Here is a 16,095-nt window from a genome sequence, read left to right on the forward strand (position 1 = left end):
CGCACACCGCAGTAGTCTCCCCAACCTCTGGCGTGGTCACTCCGCTGCGGAGCAGGCGCCCGTCAGACCGGGGGGATGCCGCGGTGCCGGGTGGAGAAGTGCCGGTCCCGTCGTAACGCGTAGCGCAGCCGGTGCACGAGCTCGGCACGCAGCGCATCGGCCTCCACGACGCCGTCGATGACCAGGTCTGCAGCCAGCCGCTCCAGGTCCACGTCCTGCAGATACTCGGCGCGCTTCGCCGCGACGAACGCAGCCCGCTCGTCGGCATCCTCGATCGCGGCGATCTTGGCGGCATACACCGCGTTGACGGCCGCCTCCGGCCCCATCACCGCGATTCGCGCCGTCGGCAGCGCGAGGGTGGCGTCCGGCCCGAAGCCCGGGCCACCCATCGCATACAGCCCCGCCCCGTAGGCCTTGCGCAGCACCACGCAGAGCTGCGGCACGGTCGCCTCCGAGACGGCCGAGACCATCTTGGCGCCGTGCCGGATGATGCCGCCGCGCTCGACCTCCGAGCCGATCATGAAGCCGGGCACATCCGCGAGGTAGATCAGCGGGATGCCATAGGCGTCGCAGGTCCAGATGAAGCGGGTCGCCTTGTCGGCCGAGTCAGTGAACAGCACTCCGCCCTTGACCGCCGAGTTGTTGGCCACGATGCCGACGCTCTCCCCCGCCATCCGGGCGAACCCGACGACGAGTTCGGCCGCGAACAGCGGCTTGACCTCGAAGAAGGAGTCGTCGTCGACGAGTCCGTCGATCACCTCGTGCACGTCGAAGGGCACCGACTCCGACTCGGGCACGACGTCCCGGGTCAGCGGTACGGAGGGCTCCTCCTCGGCATACCTCGGGGTGGGCGAGTGCCAGCTGTCGGGCAGGTAGGAGAAGTACAGCCGCGCCAGCTCGATCGCCTCGGTGTCGTCACCGGCCAGCAGGTCACCCACACCGGAGACGGTGCAGTGCATCCGGGCACCGCCCATCTCCTCCAGCGAGACGTGCTCGCCGACGACCATCTCGGCCATCCGGGGGCTGCCGAGATACATCGAGGCGTTGCCCTCGACCATGATGATCAGGTCGCAGAAGCTCGGGATGTAGGCACCGCCGGCCGCGGAAGGCCCGAACAGGCAGCAGATCTGCGGCACCTTGCCCGACAGCGCCACCTGGTTGTGGAAGATCCGCCCCGCGCCGCGCCGACCCGGAAACAGCTGCACCTGGTCGGTGATCCGAGCACCCGCGGAGTCGACGAACCAGAAGACCGGCAGCTCCTCGCGCAGCGCCGCCTCGGTGGCCCGGATGATCTTCTCCACGGTGCGCGCACCCCACGAGCCGGCCTTCACGGTCGGGTCGTTGGCGACCACGATGACCGGTCGCCCGTCCACCTCACCCCGCCCGGTGACCACCCCGTCGGCCGGCAGCCCGGGGGCCGTCGCGTTGGCGTAGCGGCCGTCCTCGACGAAGCTGCCCCCGTCACAGAGCAGGTCGATGCGGTCGCGGACGTAGAGCTTGCCCTGACTCGCCAGCTTGGCCCGTCCCGCCTCGGTCGGCTCGGCCGAGGCCCGGTATGCCGTGTCCAGCCGGTCACGCAGGTCGGCGACGCGCGGATCCCCCACCGGAGGGTCGCTCACCGGGAGGTCGCCCACGTGCCGATCGGGGTCGCCACTCGTCATGCTGCTCATCGTGCCAGCCCGGCCGTCGTGTCGCCGCGAGCTCAGGCCGGCAGCCCGAGCCCGCGGGCGATCAGCATCCGCTGCACCTCCGAGGTGCCCTCGCCGATCTCCAGGATCTTGGCGTCGCGATAGAACCGGGCGACGGGGTACTCCTCCATGAAGCCGTTGCCGCCGAAGACCTGGGTGGCGATCCGGGTCGAGGACATCGCCGCCTCGGTCGAGTAGAGCTTGGCGATGGCCGCGGCCTGCTTGACCTCGGCACTGCCGCGGCGACCGGCCTCCTGCTCGTCCTTGAGCCACGCTGCCCGGTAGGTCAGCATCCGCGCCGCCTCGACCATCACGGCCAGGTCGGCGATCTGGAAGGACACGCCCTGGTTGACCCCGATCGGGCGGCCGAAGGCGATCCGCTCACCGGCGTAGGTGGTGGCCTCCTCCAGCATCCGCTGCGCACACCCCAGTGCCAGCGCCGAGATGGCGATCCGGCCGTCGTCGAGGGTCTTCAGGAACTGTTTGAACCCCGAGCCGCGCGCCCCCAGCAGGTGGTCCTCGGGCACCTGGGCGCCCTCAAAGGTCAGCCCGTGGGTGTCGCTGATGTGCCAGCCGAGCTTGCGGTAGGCCGGCTCCACGACCATCCCGGGAGTCCCCGCGGGCACCATGATCGCGCTGAGCTCGGGCTTGCCCTCGGCGGTCTCGCCGGTGCGGGCGGTGACCGTCACGACCGAGGTGAGGTCGGTGCCCGAGTTGGTGATGAAGGCCTTGGATCCCGTGATCGTCCACTGCCCGTCGGCCAGGCTGGCGCGCGTGCGGGTGGCACCGGCATCCGAGCCGGCGCCCGGCTCGGTGAGCCCGAAGCCGGCCAGGGCGCGCCCGGCGATCAGGTCGGGCAGGAAGCGCTCCTTCTGCTGCGCCGAGCCGTAGGTCAGGATCGGGTTGATGCCCAGGCCCACGCCGGCCGACAGGGTGATGCCGATCGACTGGTCCACCCGCCCCAGCTCCTCGATGGCCAGGCACAGGTAGGTGAAGCCGCCCTCATCCAGACCTGCGCCGCCGTACTCCTCCGGCGCGTTGAGCCCGAACAGTCCCAGCTCGCCCATCTTGGGCACCAGCTCGGCCGGGAAGTGCGCCGCGGCGTCCCACTCGGCCACGTGCGGGGCGATCTCGCCCTGCGCGAAGTCGCGCACCAAACCGCGGAAGTCCTCGTGGTCCTTGCTGAGCTCGAACACGGCCGGCCGACCTCCTCATACAGACGATATATCTTGACGTTAACGTAAACTACGCTTGACCTCCGCGTCAAGAGCACGCACCATTCGTGGTATGCCGCACGCCAGCACCACCGTCTGGACCATCGCTGAGCTCGCCGAAGAGTTCGGGGTCACCCACCGTGCCCTGCGACACTACGAGCAGATCGGTCTGCTCACGCCGGAGCGGGTCGGCCCGCACGGGTCGCGCCGGCTCTACCACCGCCGGGAGCACACCCGGCTGGCGCTGATCCTGCGCGGTCGCCGACTCGGCTTCCCGCTGGAGGAGATCGGCACGATCATCGACATGTATGACGACCAGCCCGGCGAGGCGGGTCAGCTGCGCTACCTGCTCGGCCAGATCGGTGATCGCCGGGCCGACCTGGAGCATCGCCGCACCGACATCGAGCAGTCGCTGCGCGAGCTGGACGAGCTGGAGAAGCGCTGTCAGGCAGACTTGGACGTACTGGACTGACCGTCCCACTAGGGTGACGGTCATGCCGATCAGCAAGGTCCTCATTGCCAACCGCGGCGAGATCGCGGTGCGGGTCGCCCGAGCCTGTCAGGACGCCGGACTGGCCTCGGTCGCGGTGTATGCCGAACCCGATCGTGACGCGCCGCACGTCAAGATCGCCGACGAGGCGCATACCCTCGGGGGTAGCACCGCCGCCGACTCCTACCTCGACCAGGACAAGCTTCTGGACGTGGCCCGCAAGAGTGGCGCCGATGCCGTTCACCCCGGCTACGGCTTCCTGTCCGAGAACGCCTCGTTCGCCCAGGCGGTCATGGACGCCGGGCTGACCTGGGTCGGTCCTCCGCCGCACGCCATCGACTCCCTCGGCGACAAGGTCAAGGCGCGGCACATCGCCCAGGCCGCCGACGCCCCCCTCGTCCCCGGCACCAGCGATCCTGTGGAGGGGTCCGAGGAGGTCGTCGCCTTCGCGCAGGAGCACGGGCTGCCGGTGGCCATCAAGGCGGCCTACGGCGGCGGCGGTCGCGGCCTCAAGGTCGCCCGCTCGGTCGAGGAGATCCCCGACATGTTCGACTCCGCGGTCCGCGAGGCGGTCGCCGCCTTCGGGCGCGGCGAGTGCTTCGTCGAGCGCTACCTCGACAAGCCACGGCACGTCGAGACCCAGTGCCTGGCGGACCAGCATGGCCACGTCGTCGTCGTCTCCACCCGCGACTGCTCGCTGCAGCGCCGGCACCAGAAGCTGGTCGAGGAAGCCCCAGCCCCATTCCTGAGCGACGAGCAGAACGCCGAGCTGGTCCGCGCCTCGCAGGCCATCCTGAGTCAGGCCGGATACGTCGGGGCAGGCACGTGCGAGTTCCTGGTCGGCCAGGACGGCACGATCTCCTTCCTCGAGGTCAACACCCGTCTGCAGGTGGAGCACCCGGTCACCGAGGAGGTCACCGGCATCGACCTGGTCCGCGAGCAGTTCCGCATCGCCGACGGCGAGGAGCTGGGCTACGAAAACCCGCCCCCGCGCGGTCACAGCATCGAGTTCCGGATCAACGGCGAAGACCCCGGGCGAGACTTCCTGCCGGCCCCCGGCTCCGTGCTGACGTACCGGGTGCCCAGCGGCCCGGGAGTGCGACTCGACTCCGGCGTCGAGGCCGGCGATGTGATCTCCGGAGCCTTCGACTCGATGCTGGCCAAGCTCATCGTCACCGGCCGCGACCGGCAGCAGGCCCTGCAGCGCGCCCGGCGGGCGCTCGATGAGTTCGTGGTGGAGGGAATGCCGACCGCCCTCACCTTCCACCGGGTCGTGGTCCGCGACCCGGCCTTCGCCCCGGCGGACCCGGACGAGCCGTTCTCGGTGCACACGCGCTGGATCGAGACCGAGTTCGACAACACCATCGAGCCCTACTCCGGCCCCACCGCCGACGCCGACGCCGAGCCGGAGGAGCGCCAGTCCCTCGTGGTCGAGGTCGACGGCAAGCGGCTCGAGGTCTCGCTGCCCGCGGGTATGTCGATGGGCGGCGGAGGTGGCGGGGGCGCCCGCAAGAAGGCGCCCAAGCGCACCCGCGGCGGCTCCGGCGGCGCGGCCGTCTCCGGCGACGCCGTCACCGCCCCCATGCAGGGCACCGTCGTCAAGGTCACGGTGGAGGAGGGTCAGCAGGTCGCCGAGGGTGACGCGATCGTGGTCATCGAGGCGATGAAGATGGAGCAGCCGATCAAGGCACACAAGTCGGGCACGGTCACCGGCCTGCAGGCCGCGATCGGCAAGACGGTGACCAACGGCGCCGTGATCTGCGAGCTCACCGACTGACACCCCTCAGGACGCTCCCATGACGCCCGGGCCGGGCTCCGTCGTCCAGGCCGCGCTGCGCCGGCCGAGGTACTCACCAAGGAGCAGGCCCTGAGGCTGCTGCGGGCGTGAGTTCCGAGCCGTTCGACGCGGCGTGGTCGGCTACAGCTCGCCGAGCCATGAGCAAGCTGCCGGAGAAGGTGGGGACGGCAGCGGTGGAGTCCATCTTCGGCCCGTTGGCCAGAAACCCGCACCGCGTCGGAAAGGCGCTTCGATTCGAGCTGTCCGGACTCCGCACCGCCCGCCGCGGAGACTTCCGGATCATCTATCGAATCACCGACTTCGTGACTATCGTGGTGTCGAACACAGCGCCGATGCCTACCGCCTCAGGCGACCTCCCGCCCCAGCAACACCGCAGGCGGACGTCGCACTGACCCAGGGGCATAGTCGGGGGAACGTCCGCCGAGGACTTCCGGACTGCTTGGGGCGCCGTCGAGGTGCTCTGGGAAGCGACGCTCCAGCGCGCCAGACTGTTGCCCGAGGCCGAGCTGCACGAACAGGTCAACGGCGAGTGGTCGTTCGGCGAGACCCAACGACACCTGTTGTTGGCCGGCGACGCCTGGCTCGGCAATGCCGTGCTCGAGGAGGAAGCGCCCTACCACCCGTGGGGTTTGCCTGCCGGCGGGATGCCACCCGACGCCATGGCGAAGCTCGGGCTCATCCCCGATGCCACCCCGACGCTGGACGATGTGCTCGGTCCCCGCCTCGCCCGCATGGCCACGATGAGGCGTGTCGTCAGGGAGCTCAGGCTGGCCGAGCTCCATCGGGTATGCGGTCGCAAGCCTGCGGAGGCCTACCCGGATGGGCAGTACGTCGTGCGCCGCTGCCTCTCGGTGGTTTTGCGAGAGGAGGCCGAGCACCACCGTTATGCAGTGCGCGATCTCGGAGTGCTCGAGGCCGACACCTGAGCCATCCTCGTGAAAGCGACTCGTGAGGAAATCGGTCGACCCGGACAGACCAGCTCGGCAGACTGTGGCGATGACCTCACGCATCTCGCACACGTCCATCGACTGCGCCAACGCCTACGAGCTGTCGCAGTGGTGGAAGGGGGTCCTGGACTACGTCGATGTCGAGGACGACCCCAACGAGCCCGGTCACGAGGAGTGCATGATCCTGTGCCGCGACGGGTCGCACAGGTTGCTGTTCATCGAGGTCCCGGAGCCCAAGGCGGTCAAGAACCGGCTGCACCTCGACCTGGAGCCGGTCCAGGGCCGGCGCGAGGACGAGCTCGAGCGGTTGATCGAGCACGGGGCGGTCGAGGTCGCCGACCGCCGTGGGAAGGACGGCCCCGGCACGGGGTGGGTCGTGCTAGCCGACCCCGAGGGCAACGAGTTCTGCATCCTGCGCAGCGCCGCCGAGCGCTCGGAAGCCTGACCCGAGCTCCCTCGTTCGACCCCGTGACCCGCGACGCCTCGGGCGGCCCCCGAGAGTGGGTTGGTTCTTACTCGGCGACCGAGTGCAGCTGCCGGGCCGCCTCGGCGATCGACCCCGACATCGAGGGATAGACCGTGGAGGTCGCCGCGAACTGGTCGACGTTGAGGCGGGCGGACACGGCGAGGGCGATCGGGAAGATCAGCTCGCTGGCCCGAGGGGACACGACCACTCCGCCAAGGATGGTGTCGCTGCCGCGGCGGGCGAAGAGCTTGACGAAGCCGTCCTTGACGTTCTGCATCTTGGCCCGGGGGTTCTTGGTCAGCGGCAGCACGACGGTGCGCGCGTCGATGCGGCCCTCGTCGATGTCGGCTTGGTCGATGCCGACCGTGGCGATCTCAGGGTCGGTGAAGATGTTGGAGCTGACCCGGCCCAACGACAGGGGCGCGACCGCGTCGCCGAGCGAGTGCGCGATGGCGATCCTGCCCTGCATCGCCGCCACCGAGGCCAGTGGCAGCACCCCGGTGCAGTCTCCGGCGGCGTAGATCCCGGGCACGTTGGTGCGCGACACCCGGTCGACGTTGACGTGGCCGGAGTCGGCGAGATCCACCCCGACCTCGCGCAGGCCGAGGTCGGCCGTGTTCGGGATCGAGCCGACCGCCAGCAGGGCATGCGAACCCGGCACCTCCCGGCCGTCGGTCAGGGTGACGACCACGCCGTCGCCGTCCAGGCATACCCCCTGGGCGCGGGAGCGGCCCAGCACATTCATCCCCCGCCGCTTGAAGACGTCCTCCAGCACGGTGGCCGCGTCGGCGTCCTTGCCGGGCAGCACCTGCTCGCGGGAGGAGACCAGGGTCACCTGGCAGCCCAGGCCCAGGTAGGCGTGGGCCAGCTCGGCACCGGTGACCCCCGATCCGATCACGATCAGGTGCTCGGGCAGCTCGCTGAGGTCGTAGATCTGCTGCCAGGTCAGGATCCGCTCACCGTCGGGGACGGCGCTGTCCAGCACTCGGGGACGGGCTCCGGTGGCGATGAGGATGACGTCGGCCGGCAGTCGGGTGACCTCACCGCCCTGCTGCACGACCTCGACCACCCCCCGCTCGGCCACCCGTCCGGCACCCTGCATCACCTCGACCCCCGAGGACTCCAGCCGCTCCCCGATGTCTGCGCTCTGCTGCCCGGCCAGAGCCATGATCCGGCCGTTGATGTCCGGCAGCCGGGCGGTGACCCCCTGGTCGCCGGCGGCGCCCTCGAACCCGACGCCGATCGTGGTGGCGGCGGTGAAGCGGTCCATGAAGTCGGCGGTGGCGATCAGGGCCTTGCTGGGCACACAGTCGGTGAGCACGGCGGCGCCGCCGATGCCCTGCCGCTCCACCAACGTGACCTGCGCTCCCAGCTGAGCTGCCCCGAGGGCGGCCTCGTAGCCGCCGGGTCCGCTGCCGATGATCACCACGTGCGTCTGGGCTGAGGTCACGCCCCCATCCAACCATCGCTAGGGTGCGCAGGTGACTGCCACACCCACACCGGACCTGGCCGACCCCGAGACCGACCCGATGGACGTGGCCCGCGGCGCCGCCTCGGTGATCGCCGAGCGCACCGGCCTGCCGAGCCACGACGTCGCCCTGGTCCTGGGCAGCGGCTGGGGGCCGACCGCGGACCTGCTCGGCGAGACCCTGAGCAGCATCGACAACACCGAGGTCCCGGGCTTCGCCAAGGCTGCCGTGGAGGGGCACAGCGGCACCATTCGATCGGTGCACATCGCAAACTCCGAGCGTCGGGCCCTCGTGTTCGGCACCCGCACCCACTACTACGAGGGCCGCGGTGTGCGCTCCGTCGTGCACGCCGTCCGCACCGCCGCGGCGGCCGGATGCTCGACGATGGTACTGACCAACGGCTGCGGGGGGCTGCGGCCGGAGTGGGCGCCAGGCACCCCGGTGCTGATCCGCGACCACCTCAACCTCACCGCGGCCTCACCACTGGTGGGCGCGACCTTCGTGGACCTCACCGATCTCTACACCCCCCGGTTGCGCGAGCTGGCGCACGAGGTCGACCCCGACCTGCCCGAGGGGGTCTACGCGCAGTTCCGCGGCCCGCACTACGAGACCCCGGCCGAGGTGAGCATGGTCAAGGTGCTGGGCGCCGACCTGGTCGGCATGTCGACCACCCTGGAGGCGATCGCGGCGCATGCCCTGGGGATGGAGGTGCTGGGCATCTCCCTGGTCACCAACGCCGCGGCCGGCATCAGCCCAGCCCCGTTGTCGCACGAGGAGGTCTTGGAGGCCGGCCGGGCCGCAGCCGACCGGTGCGGACGGCTGCTGGCGCAGATCGTGGGACGCCTGTGAGCGGGGGCCTGCAGGTCTCCGGTCTGGCGCCGAGCATCGAGAGCGACGACGCCCTGCTGGCGCAGGCTCGTGCCTGGCTGGCCGACGACCCCGACGCCGTCACCCGCGACGAGCTCACCGCAGTGATCGAGGCAGCCGAGGGGTCCGGAGACACCGCTGACCTGGCCGACCGGTTCAGCGGACCGCTGGAGTTCGGCACGGCCGGGCTGCGCGGCGAAATGGGCGCCGGCCCGCACCGGATGAACCGCGCCGTGGTGATCCGCGCCGCCGCCGGGCTGACGGCATACCTGCTGGAGCACGTCGGACCGGAGCCGACCGTGGTCATCGGCTTCGACGCCCGGCACCGCTCCGCGGACTTCGCCCGCGACACCGCCGCCGTGGTCACCGCGGCCGGCGGGCGGGCGCTGTTGCTGCCCGAGCCGCTACCCACTCCGGTGCTCGCGTTCGCCATCGGGCACCTGGGCGCCGACGCCGCAGTGATGGTCACCGCGAGCCACAACCCGCCGCAGGACAACGGCTACAAGGTCTATCTCGGCGACGGCTCGCAGATCGTGCCCCCGGCCGACGCGCAGATCGCGGCACACATTGAGGCCGTGCCGTCCGTGGGCGCGGTCCCCCGCGCCGAAGAGGGCTGGACGCGGCTGGGCGAGGACGTGCTGGAGGCCTACCTGGACGGCGTGGCCGCCGTCGTCTCCCCCGACTCCCCGCGTGAGGTGTCGCTGGTGCACACCGCGTTGCACGGGGTCGGGGCACAGGTAATCCGCCGCGCCTTCGAACGCGCCGGCTATCCCGCGCCGGAGCCGGTCGCCGAGCAGGAGACACCGGACCCGGACTTCCCCACCGTCGGCTTCCCCAACCCCGAGGAGCCGGGGGCCATCGACGCGGCCCTCGCCTTGGCCGACATCGTGCACCCGGATGCGGTGATCGCCAACGACCCCGACGCTGACCGGTGCGCCGTCGCGGTCGACGGCCCCCGCGGGTGGCAGATGCTGCGCGGTGACGAGGTCGGCGCGCTGCTGGCCCACCACCTGCTGCGGCGTGGGCTGGACCCTGGCTCGTCGCGCACCGTGCTGGCGCGCTCGATCGTCTCCTCCCGCCTGCTCGCGGCGATGGCCGAGGACGCCGGGCTGCCCAGCGCCGAGACGCTCACCGGGTTCAAGTGGATCGGCCGGGTGCCGGGGCTGGCCTACGGATATGAGGAGGCGCTGGGCTACTGCGTCGACCCGGCCCGGGTGCCGGACAAGGACGGAGTGAGCGCGGCCCTGCTGATGTCCGAGCTGATCGCGACGACCCGCGCCGAGGGGCGAAGCCTGTGGGACGTGCTCGACGACCTGGCGCTCCGGCACGGTGTGCACGCGACCGACGCGTTCTCGGTGCGGGTGCAGGACCTGTCACGGATCGGGGCGGTGCTGCAGCGGCTGCGCGCCGAGCAGGTGGAGGAGATCGCGGGGGTGGCCGTGGAGCGGTTGGACGACCTGGCGCAGGGCTCCGCCGATCTGCCACCGACCGAGGGGCTGCGCTACCTGCTGGCCGACGACACCCGGGTGATCGTGCGGCCCAGCGGCACCGAGCCCAAGCTCAAGGTCTATCTGGAGGCGATCGTGCCGGTCAGTGAGGTGCAGCCGCTGGGCGCCTCGCGGCAGGAGGCGGACCGGCGGCTGGCCGCAGTGCGCGTCGCGATGGAGGACCTGACCCGCACGAACTGATTGCGCCGGAGCCTCGACGGTTGCCCAACGCGCAGAACATCGCCGAGTGTGCAGACAGTCGCCCAGCACCCAGACGGTCGCCCAACGCGCACGACATCGCGCTGTAGAGCGATGTTGTGCGTCTCAGGCGATGCTCGCTCAGGCCTCGAGCAGCACAGCGACCGCGAGGAGTGCGAGCGAGCCCAGCAAGGGGACGACCGAGGCCCAGGCCCACTGTCGGGTGACGGGGGTGTCCGTCTCGACCCGGCCGCCGCTGTGCTTCCACCGCTGCCAGGCCCGTTCGACGTCGTCGGCCACCACCATCGCGGTGGTGCCCGGGCGTCCGCGGCGTCGGCTGGTCGTCTCGGCGAAGTCGTCGGAGCGACGCCGGGCCGAGAACTCCCGCTGCTTGGGCACCGCCCACGAGCTGTGCCGTCGCCCGCTGGTGTCAACCAGCTCCAGCGCCCACTGATGACCGACCTCCGCGAGGCGGCTGAACGGCACCTCGGCGTCCGTGAGGACGTTGTGGTTGGTCACCCCGTCGGCCCGCAGCTCCACGTGCGGGCGTAGCAGCACCGCCCAAACCACGCTGACCAGGCTCAGTACGACAGCGACCGGCAACAGCACCGAGCGGCCGAGCTGCACCTCGGTGCGGATCACCGCGAAGCCGAACACCATGGCACCACCCACCATGGCCCAGCCCACGATGCGCGAGGGCAGCGTGCGATAGATCCCGAGCATCGCCCCGGCCGTGGCGCGCCGCTCGTCGTCCTCGGGCTCGCTCATGGCACGCCAGTCTAAGCGGCGCCGACGGTTAGACTGCCCGACCGTGACTGCGCCACCACCGGCCCGCGGCACCCGCTCGGTGCTGGTGCTCGCCGGACCCAGCGGCGCCGGCAAGTCCCGGCTGGCCCAGCGGCTGGCGCAGCGGCACGGCTGGCCCGTGCTCGAGCTCGACGACTTCTATCTCGAGGCCGGCGACCCGCGGCTCCCGGGACCCTCCGGCGAGCCCACCGACTGGGACGACGTGCGCACCTGGGACCAGGCAGCGGCCCGGCAGGCACTGCATACCCTGTGCTCCGACGGCGCCGTCCAGGTGCCCGTCTACGACATCCCGACCTCGACGACGAGCGGGAGCAGAGTCGTCCAGGCGGGCGAGGCGTCCGTCATCGTGGCCGAGGGCATCTTCGCCGCGCACCTCATCGAAGACCTGCGCCGGTGCGGACTGCTGGCCGCCGCCTGGTGCATCCGCGGCCGCCCCTGGGTGACCTTCGCGCGACGCCTGGTCCGCGACGTCCGGGAACACCGCAAAGGACTGGGCACGCTGTGGCGCCGCGGGCATCGGCTGCGCCGGACCCAGGCAGGTATCGTGCAGGCACAACAGGCGTTGGGGGCCGTCCCGATGACGGCGTCGCTCGCCGAGGAGCGAGCGCGGAGCCTGGACCGGACCAGCGCAGGGAGGGGATGACGATGAGCGACTCACCGCCCGACCGGGAGTGGGCTGCCCCCGGCCGACCCGCTGGGGAGACCGGCGGACCTCCATCACCACCGCCTCAGTACCAGCAGCCCGGTCAGTACCAGCAGCCGCCCCCGGGCCAATACCCACCACCTGGCCAAGGGGCGCCGCCCCCGGGCTGGCAGCAGCTCTCCCCCGAGCAGATCTCCCGGATGCACCGACCGGGGATCATCCCGCTCGGGCCGCTCAACCTGTCCGATATCTTCGGGGGCGCCCTGGTCACCATGCGCCGCAACCCCGAGGCGACGCTGGGCATGGCGGTCATCGTGCTCGGTGTGGTCCTGGTCCCCTCGCTGCTGCTCAGCCTGGGCCTTCAGCAGCTGAGCTCACTGTCCTTCGAGGACGTCTCGATCGTCGGCCTGGTCCTGCCCACACTCCTGTCCGGCCTGGCCAGCCTGGCGCTGTCCGGTTTCGTCATCTTCGTGGTCAGCGAGGCGGCCCTGGGCGACAAGGTCAGCCTCGGGCAGACCTGGCGTCAGGTCCGGGGCCGGTTGCTGGCCCTGATCGGGGTGACCCTGCTGACCACGCTCGTGATCGTGCTGGCCAGTGTCCCGGCAGCGATCCTGGTCGGCGTCGGCGCGGCCATCGGCGGCGTCGGCGGGGGCACGGTCATCGTGCTCGGCGTGCTGGGCATGGTCGTGCTGCTGGTCTGGGTGGGCATCCGGCTGATGCTCTCGCCTGCCCCGGTCGTGCTCGAGCGCGCCGGACCGATCCAGGGCATCCGCCGCTCGTGGACGCTGACCAAGGGGTCGCAGTGGTGGCGGATCTTCGGCATCTACCTGCTCGCTGCCCTGGTGGCGCAGATCTTCGCGACGATCGTGGCCGCGCCGTTGCAGGCGATCCTGCTCGCGGTGGTCGGCAGCGCCACGCCGGACACCTCGGTCGCGCTCACCGCGACGGTGCTCGTGCAGCACCTGTCGCAGTTCCTCACCGGCGTGGTCGTGACCCCGTTCACCGCCGGGGTCATCGCCCTGCTCTACCTCGACCAGCGGATCCGCCGGGAAGGTCTGGATCTGAGTATGCAGCGTGCCGCCCAGCAGCGGGCGGCCGAGCGCGGTCGGCAGTGAGCCGTCCGTGACCCTGGCCCTGCTGGATCCCGACCGCGACCAGGCCCGGGAGCTGCTGGAACGAGAGCTGTCCGGGCCGGACTACAACCGCGCCGAGCCGTTGGTCAACCGGCTGATCGACTGGCTGCTGGCCCGCCTGGACGACATCTTCTCGCTGATCCCGGGCTCGCAGTCCCTGGGATGGGTGCTGGTGCTGGCTGTCCTGGTGGTGGTCGCCCTGGTGACGTTCTTCGCCGTCCGCGGCCGCCGCCGGGGCAGCGTGTTGACGCAGGGCCGGACCGGGGCGGTGCTGGAGGACCCGACGCTGACCGCCGCGGACTACCGGTCCCGTGCCGACCGGGCCGCCCAGACCGGCGACTGGGACACCGTGCTGCTGGACTCCTACCGCGCCCTCGCTGCTGACGGCGTCGAGCGGACCCTGCTCGACCACGCTGCGGCGCTCACGGCGCACGAGGTCGGTCGCGACCTGGGCCGGTGCTTCCCCGCTCAGCAGGTGCAGCTGGCCGGCGCCGCCGACGCGTTCGACCTGGTCCGCTACGGCGAGGGCTCGAGCACCCAGCAGCAGGCCACCGGAGTCCGCGACCTCGACCGGACCCTGAGCAAGACCCGGCCGTATGCGGACGCCCTGACGTGAGCACCGCCGTCAGCCCGGACACGGGGATCTCCCCGAGCCCGGACGGCAGCTCCGACACCTCCGGCGCCGAGGGGTCCACGACCGCCGCGCCACGGCGCAGCCACCGCCGGTGGCTCACCTGGACCGCCGTCGTCCTCGGGTTCGTGGTCCTGTCCGCCGTCGTCAGCGGACTGACCGCACGGCAGGGCGCCCCCCTGGACCCGGACAACCCCGACGCCAACGGTGCGCAGGCGGTGGCCCGCGTGCTCGCCGACCAGGGCGTCGAGGTCGAGGTGGTCCGTGGCCTGTCTGCCCTGCGCGCCACCAGCACGGACGGCGCGACGGTGCTGGTCGGCGGCACGGCATACCTGTCGGCTGACTCGGGTCGCGACGTCGTCCGGGAGACCCGGGAGGCCGCGGGCCTGCTGGTGCTGGACCCGACCGGCGACGTCGGCGAGATCCTCGACCTGCCGGTCAGCGCATCGGGCTTCGGCAACGGCGCCACGCTCGCGCCGGACTGCGACCTCGACCTGTGGCGCGACGGCGACCGGGTCGTCGGCGCCGACACCCTGATCGCGGTGACCGAAGGCGACACGTCCGCGCAGATCTGCCTGCCGCCCTCGGCCGGCTACAACGCCGGCGGCTCCCAGGCCGGGCACGTCGTCGTGCTCCCCGAGACCTCCGACCGGCCGCGTACCACCCTGCTGGGCATCGGGCCGTCGCTGCGCAACGACCAGGTCGCCGACGCCGCCAACGCCGCGACCTGGCTGCGGTTGCTCGGGGCCGATAGTGCCCGGCTGGTCTGGTATGTCCCCGTCCCGTCCGACGTCGGGATCGGCAGCCCCCGATCGCTGACCGACGTCCTTCCCGACGCCGTAGTGCCCTCCGCAGCCCTCGCGGTGCTTGCCCTCGGCGCGCTTGCCCTGGTCCGCGGCCGCCGGCTCGGACCAGTGGTCACCGAGCCACTGCCGGTGGTGGTCCGCTCCATCGAGACCACGCAGAGCCGGGCCCAGCTCTACCCGTCGGCGCAGGACCGCCGCCGCGCCCTGGCTGTGCTGCAGCTGGCTGCCCGCCGCCGCTGGGCCACCCGCCTTGCCCTCGGCCCCACGACCGAGCCGGACGCCCTGGTGACCGCGGTCAGCGCCGCCACGGACCGGCCGGCCGCCGAGATCTCCCGGCTGCTCACCGACCCCACCGCCCCCGATGACCAGACACTGGTGCGGATCGCACGCGAGCTGCGATCCCTCGACGAAGGGAACACCTCCCGATGAGCACGGCCCCCGAAGAACACCCGAACCTGCACGACGAGCCGGCGCACGACATACCCGATGCGGAGCAGGCCCGCGATGCCCTGCGCCGGGTCCGGGCCGAGGTCGGCAAGGCGGTGGTCGGTCAGGACGCGGCCGTCACCGGGATGATGGTGGGGCTGCTGGCTCGCGGGCACGTGCTGCTCGAGGGGGTGCCGGGCGTGGCCAAGACGTTGTTGGTGCGCAGCCTGGCCACCGCTCTGGACATCTCGACCACCCGGGTGCAGTTCACCCCCGACCTGATGCCCGGCGACATCACCGGCTCGCTGGTCTACGACAGCCGGGCCAGCGACTTCGAGTTCCGCCCCGGCCCGGTGTTCACCAACCTGCTGCTCGCGGATGAGATCAACCGGACCCCGCCGAAGACCCAGTCGTCGCTGCTGGAGGCCATGGAGGAGCGCCAGGTCAGCGTCGACGGCACGCCGCGGCCGCTGCCCGAGCCGTTCCTGGTCGCCGCGACGCAGAACCCGGTGGAGTACGAAGGCACCTACCCACTGCCCGAGGCCCAGCTGGACCGGTTCCTGCTCAAGCTGATCCTGTCGGTGCCGCCGCGGACCGACGAGGTGGAGGTGCTGCGACGGCACGCCAGCGGCTTCGATCCCCGTGACCTCGCCGGGGCAGGGGTGAGCCGGGTCGCGGGGGCGGCCGACATCGCTGCGGGGGCGCGGGCGGTGCGCACCGTGCAGGCGAGCCCCGAGGTGATGGGCTACATCGTCGACATCGCCCGGGCCACCCGCAGCTCGCCGTCGCTGCAGCTCGGGGTCAGCCCACGTGGTGCGACGGCTCTGCTGAGCACCGCCCGGGCCTGGGCGTGGTTGTCCGGCCGGACCTTCGTCACCCCCGACGACGTCAAGGCGCTCGCGCCGGCCACGCTCGCGCACCGGGTGTCGCTGCGCGCCGAGGCCGAGCTGGAGGGTGTCTCGGTGGGTGCCGTGCTGGACAGCGCCCTCAACTCCGTGCCCGTCCCCCGCTGAGGGCAGGCTCGG

The 16,095-nt window shown here is 71.6% G+C and carries 16 protein-coding genes; 12 read left to right on the plus strand and 4 right to left on the minus strand.

Features of this window, described 5'->3' with window-relative positions:
• Nucleotides 1–62 precede the first annotated feature (62 nt).
• Both ACR2FV_RS14320 and ACR2FV_RS14325 read right to left on the minus strand, forming a co-directional pair.
• The gene (locus ACR2FV_RS14320) at nt 63–1,661 is read right to left on the minus strand and encodes an acyl-CoA carboxylase subunit beta (protein WP_434016397.1); all 1,599 of its coding nucleotides are present in this window, start codon (nt 1,659–1,661) and stop codon (nt 63–65) included.
• Nucleotides 1,662–1,702: 41 nt separating this feature from the next.
• The gene (locus tag ACR2FV_RS14325; protein ID WP_434016371.1) at nt 1,703–2,884 is read right to left on the minus strand and encodes an acyl-CoA dehydrogenase family protein; all 1,182 of its coding nucleotides are present in this window, start codon (nt 2,882–2,884) and stop codon (nt 1,703–1,705) included.
• Nucleotides 2,885–2,975: 91 nt separating this feature from the next.
• On the opposite strand from ACR2FV_RS14325, the gene ACR2FV_RS14330 reads away from it, so the two are divergent.
• The 5 genes from ACR2FV_RS14330 to ACR2FV_RS14350 all read left to right on the plus strand — a co-directional run bounded on the left by ACR2FV_RS14330 (nt 2,976) and on the right by ACR2FV_RS14350 (nt 6,582).
• Nucleotides 2,976–3,374, plus strand: coding sequence for a MerR family transcriptional regulator (locus tag ACR2FV_RS14330; RefSeq protein WP_434016372.1), 399 nt, complete (start codon nt 2,976–2,978; stop codon nt 3,372–3,374).
• 22 nt (nt 3,375–3,396) lie between these two features.
• The gene (locus tag ACR2FV_RS14335; protein ID WP_434016373.1) at nt 3,397–5,169 is read left to right on the plus strand and encodes an acetyl/propionyl/methylcrotonyl-CoA carboxylase subunit alpha; all 1,773 of its coding nucleotides are present in this window, start codon (nt 3,397–3,399) and stop codon (nt 5,167–5,169) included.
• A 158-nt stretch (nt 5,170–5,327) separates the two neighbouring features.
• Nucleotides 5,328–5,582, plus strand: coding sequence for a type II toxin-antitoxin system RelE family toxin (locus ACR2FV_RS14340; protein ID WP_434016374.1), 255 nt, complete (start codon nt 5,328–5,330; stop codon nt 5,580–5,582).
• Between the two features lie 63 nt (nt 5,583–5,645).
• A complete protein-coding gene (locus ACR2FV_RS14345; protein WP_434016375.1) occupies nt 5,646–6,116 on the plus strand; it encodes a DinB family protein in 471 nt (156 codons plus the stop codon).
• A gap of 70 nt (nt 6,117–6,186) precedes the next feature.
• Nucleotides 6,187–6,582, plus strand: a complete 396-nt coding sequence (locus tag ACR2FV_RS14350) for a VOC family protein (protein ID WP_434016376.1) — start codon at nt 6,187–6,189, stop codon at nt 6,580–6,582.
• A 67-nt stretch (nt 6,583–6,649) separates the two neighbouring features.
• On the opposite strand, the gene ACR2FV_RS14355 is transcribed toward ACR2FV_RS14350, so the two are convergent.
• Nucleotides 6,650–8,053: an NAD(P)H-quinone dehydrogenase gene (locus ACR2FV_RS14355; protein WP_434016377.1), complete on the minus strand. Its 1,404-nt coding sequence runs from the start codon at nt 8,051–8,053 to the stop codon at nt 6,650–6,652.
• 79 nt (nt 8,054–8,132) lie between these two features.
• Between ACR2FV_RS14355 and ACR2FV_RS14360 the strand changes: the two genes are divergently transcribed.
• Both ACR2FV_RS14360 and ACR2FV_RS14365 read left to right on the plus strand, forming a co-directional pair.
• Nucleotides 8,133–8,921, plus strand: coding sequence for a purine-nucleoside phosphorylase (locus tag ACR2FV_RS14360; protein WP_434016398.1), 789 nt, complete (start codon nt 8,133–8,135; stop codon nt 8,919–8,921).
• Nucleotides 8,918–10,627 (plus strand): phospho-sugar mutase, encoded by a 1,710-nt coding sequence (locus tag ACR2FV_RS14365; RefSeq protein WP_434016378.1) that lies wholly within the window; start codon nt 8,918–8,920, stop codon nt 10,625–10,627. The genes ACR2FV_RS14360 and ACR2FV_RS14365 overlap by 4 nt, the downstream gene beginning before the upstream one ends.
• 138 nt (nt 10,628–10,765) lie before the next feature.
• Here the strand turns inward: ACR2FV_RS14365 and ACR2FV_RS14370 are convergent, their stop codons facing one another.
• On the minus strand, nt 10,766–11,392 hold the full coding sequence (locus ACR2FV_RS14370; protein ID WP_434016379.1) for a hypothetical protein: 627 nt from the start codon (nt 11,390–11,392) through the stop codon (nt 10,766–10,768).
• 43 nt (nt 11,393–11,435) lie between these two features.
• Between ACR2FV_RS14370 and ACR2FV_RS14375 the strand changes: the two genes are divergently transcribed.
• From ACR2FV_RS14375 to ACR2FV_RS14395, 5 genes are read left to right on the plus strand one after another with little or no spacing between them, the layout of a single operon-like run.
• The gene (locus tag ACR2FV_RS14375) at nt 11,436–12,074 is read left to right on the plus strand and encodes a uridine kinase family protein (protein ID WP_434016380.1); all 639 of its coding nucleotides are present in this window, start codon (nt 11,436–11,438) and stop codon (nt 12,072–12,074) included.
• Nucleotides 12,075–12,076: 2 nt separating this feature from the next.
• Nucleotides 12,077–13,189, plus strand: a complete 1,113-nt coding sequence (locus tag ACR2FV_RS14380) for a glycerophosphoryl diester phosphodiesterase membrane domain-containing protein (protein ID WP_434016381.1) — start codon at nt 12,077–12,079, stop codon at nt 13,187–13,189.
• A gap of 7 nt (nt 13,190–13,196) precedes the next feature.
• The gene (locus ACR2FV_RS14385) at nt 13,197–13,823 is read left to right on the plus strand and encodes a DUF4129 domain-containing protein (RefSeq protein ID WP_434016382.1); all 627 of its coding nucleotides are present in this window, start codon (nt 13,197–13,199) and stop codon (nt 13,821–13,823) included.
• Nucleotides 13,820–15,073 carry a DUF4350 domain-containing protein gene (locus ACR2FV_RS14390; protein WP_434016383.1) on the plus strand — a complete coding sequence of 418 codons (1,254 nt, stop codon included), beginning with the start codon at nt 13,820–13,822 and terminating at the stop codon, nt 15,071–15,073. The genes ACR2FV_RS14385 and ACR2FV_RS14390 overlap by 4 nt, the downstream gene beginning before the upstream one ends.
• Complete coding sequence (locus tag ACR2FV_RS14395; protein ID WP_434016384.1) at nt 15,070–16,083, plus strand: AAA family ATPase; 1,014 nt, start codon at nt 15,070–15,072, stop codon at nt 16,081–16,083. The genes ACR2FV_RS14390 and ACR2FV_RS14395 overlap by 4 nt, the downstream gene beginning before the upstream one ends.
• The last annotated feature ends 12 nt before the right edge of the window (nt 16,084–16,095 follow it).

This window comes from Ornithinimicrobium sp., from assembly GCF_051004135.1.
Taxonomy (GTDB): Bacteria; Actinomycetota; Actinomycetes; order Actinomycetales; family Dermatophilaceae; genus Ornithinicoccus.

Excerpts from the sequence above, each read along its gene's own strand:
- ACR2FV_RS14330 (WP_434016372.1), top strand. The coding sequence starts at position 2,976 with ATGCCGCACGCCAGCACCACCGTCTGGACCATCGCTGAGCTCGCCGAA.
- ACR2FV_RS14320 (WP_434016397.1), bottom strand. The coding sequence starts at position 1,661 with ATGACGAGTGGCGACCCCGATCGGCACGTGGGCGACCTCCCGGTGAGC.
- ACR2FV_RS14340 (WP_434016374.1), top strand. The coding sequence starts at position 5,328 with ATGAGCAAGCTGCCGGAGAAGGTGGGGACGGCAGCGGTGGAGTCCATC.
- ACR2FV_RS14350 (WP_434016376.1), top strand. The coding sequence starts at position 6,187 with ATGACCTCACGCATCTCGCACACGTCCATCGACTGCGCCAACGCCTAC.
- ACR2FV_RS14380 (WP_434016381.1), top strand. The coding sequence starts at position 12,077 with ATGAGCGACTCACCGCCCGACCGGGAGTGGGCTGCCCCCGGCCGACCC.
- ACR2FV_RS14360 (WP_434016398.1), top strand. The coding sequence starts at position 8,133 with ATGGACGTGGCCCGCGGCGCCGCCTCGGTGATCGCCGAGCGCACCGGC.
- ACR2FV_RS14370 (WP_434016379.1), bottom strand. The coding sequence starts at position 11,392 with ATGAGCGAGCCCGAGGACGACGAGCGGCGCGCCACGGCCGGGGCGATG.
- ACR2FV_RS14335 (WP_434016373.1), top strand. The coding sequence starts at position 3,397 with ATGCCGATCAGCAAGGTCCTCATTGCCAACCGCGGCGAGATCGCGGTG.
- ACR2FV_RS14395 (WP_434016384.1), top strand. The coding sequence starts at position 15,070 with ATGAGCACGGCCCCCGAAGAACACCCGAACCTGCACGACGAGCCGGCG.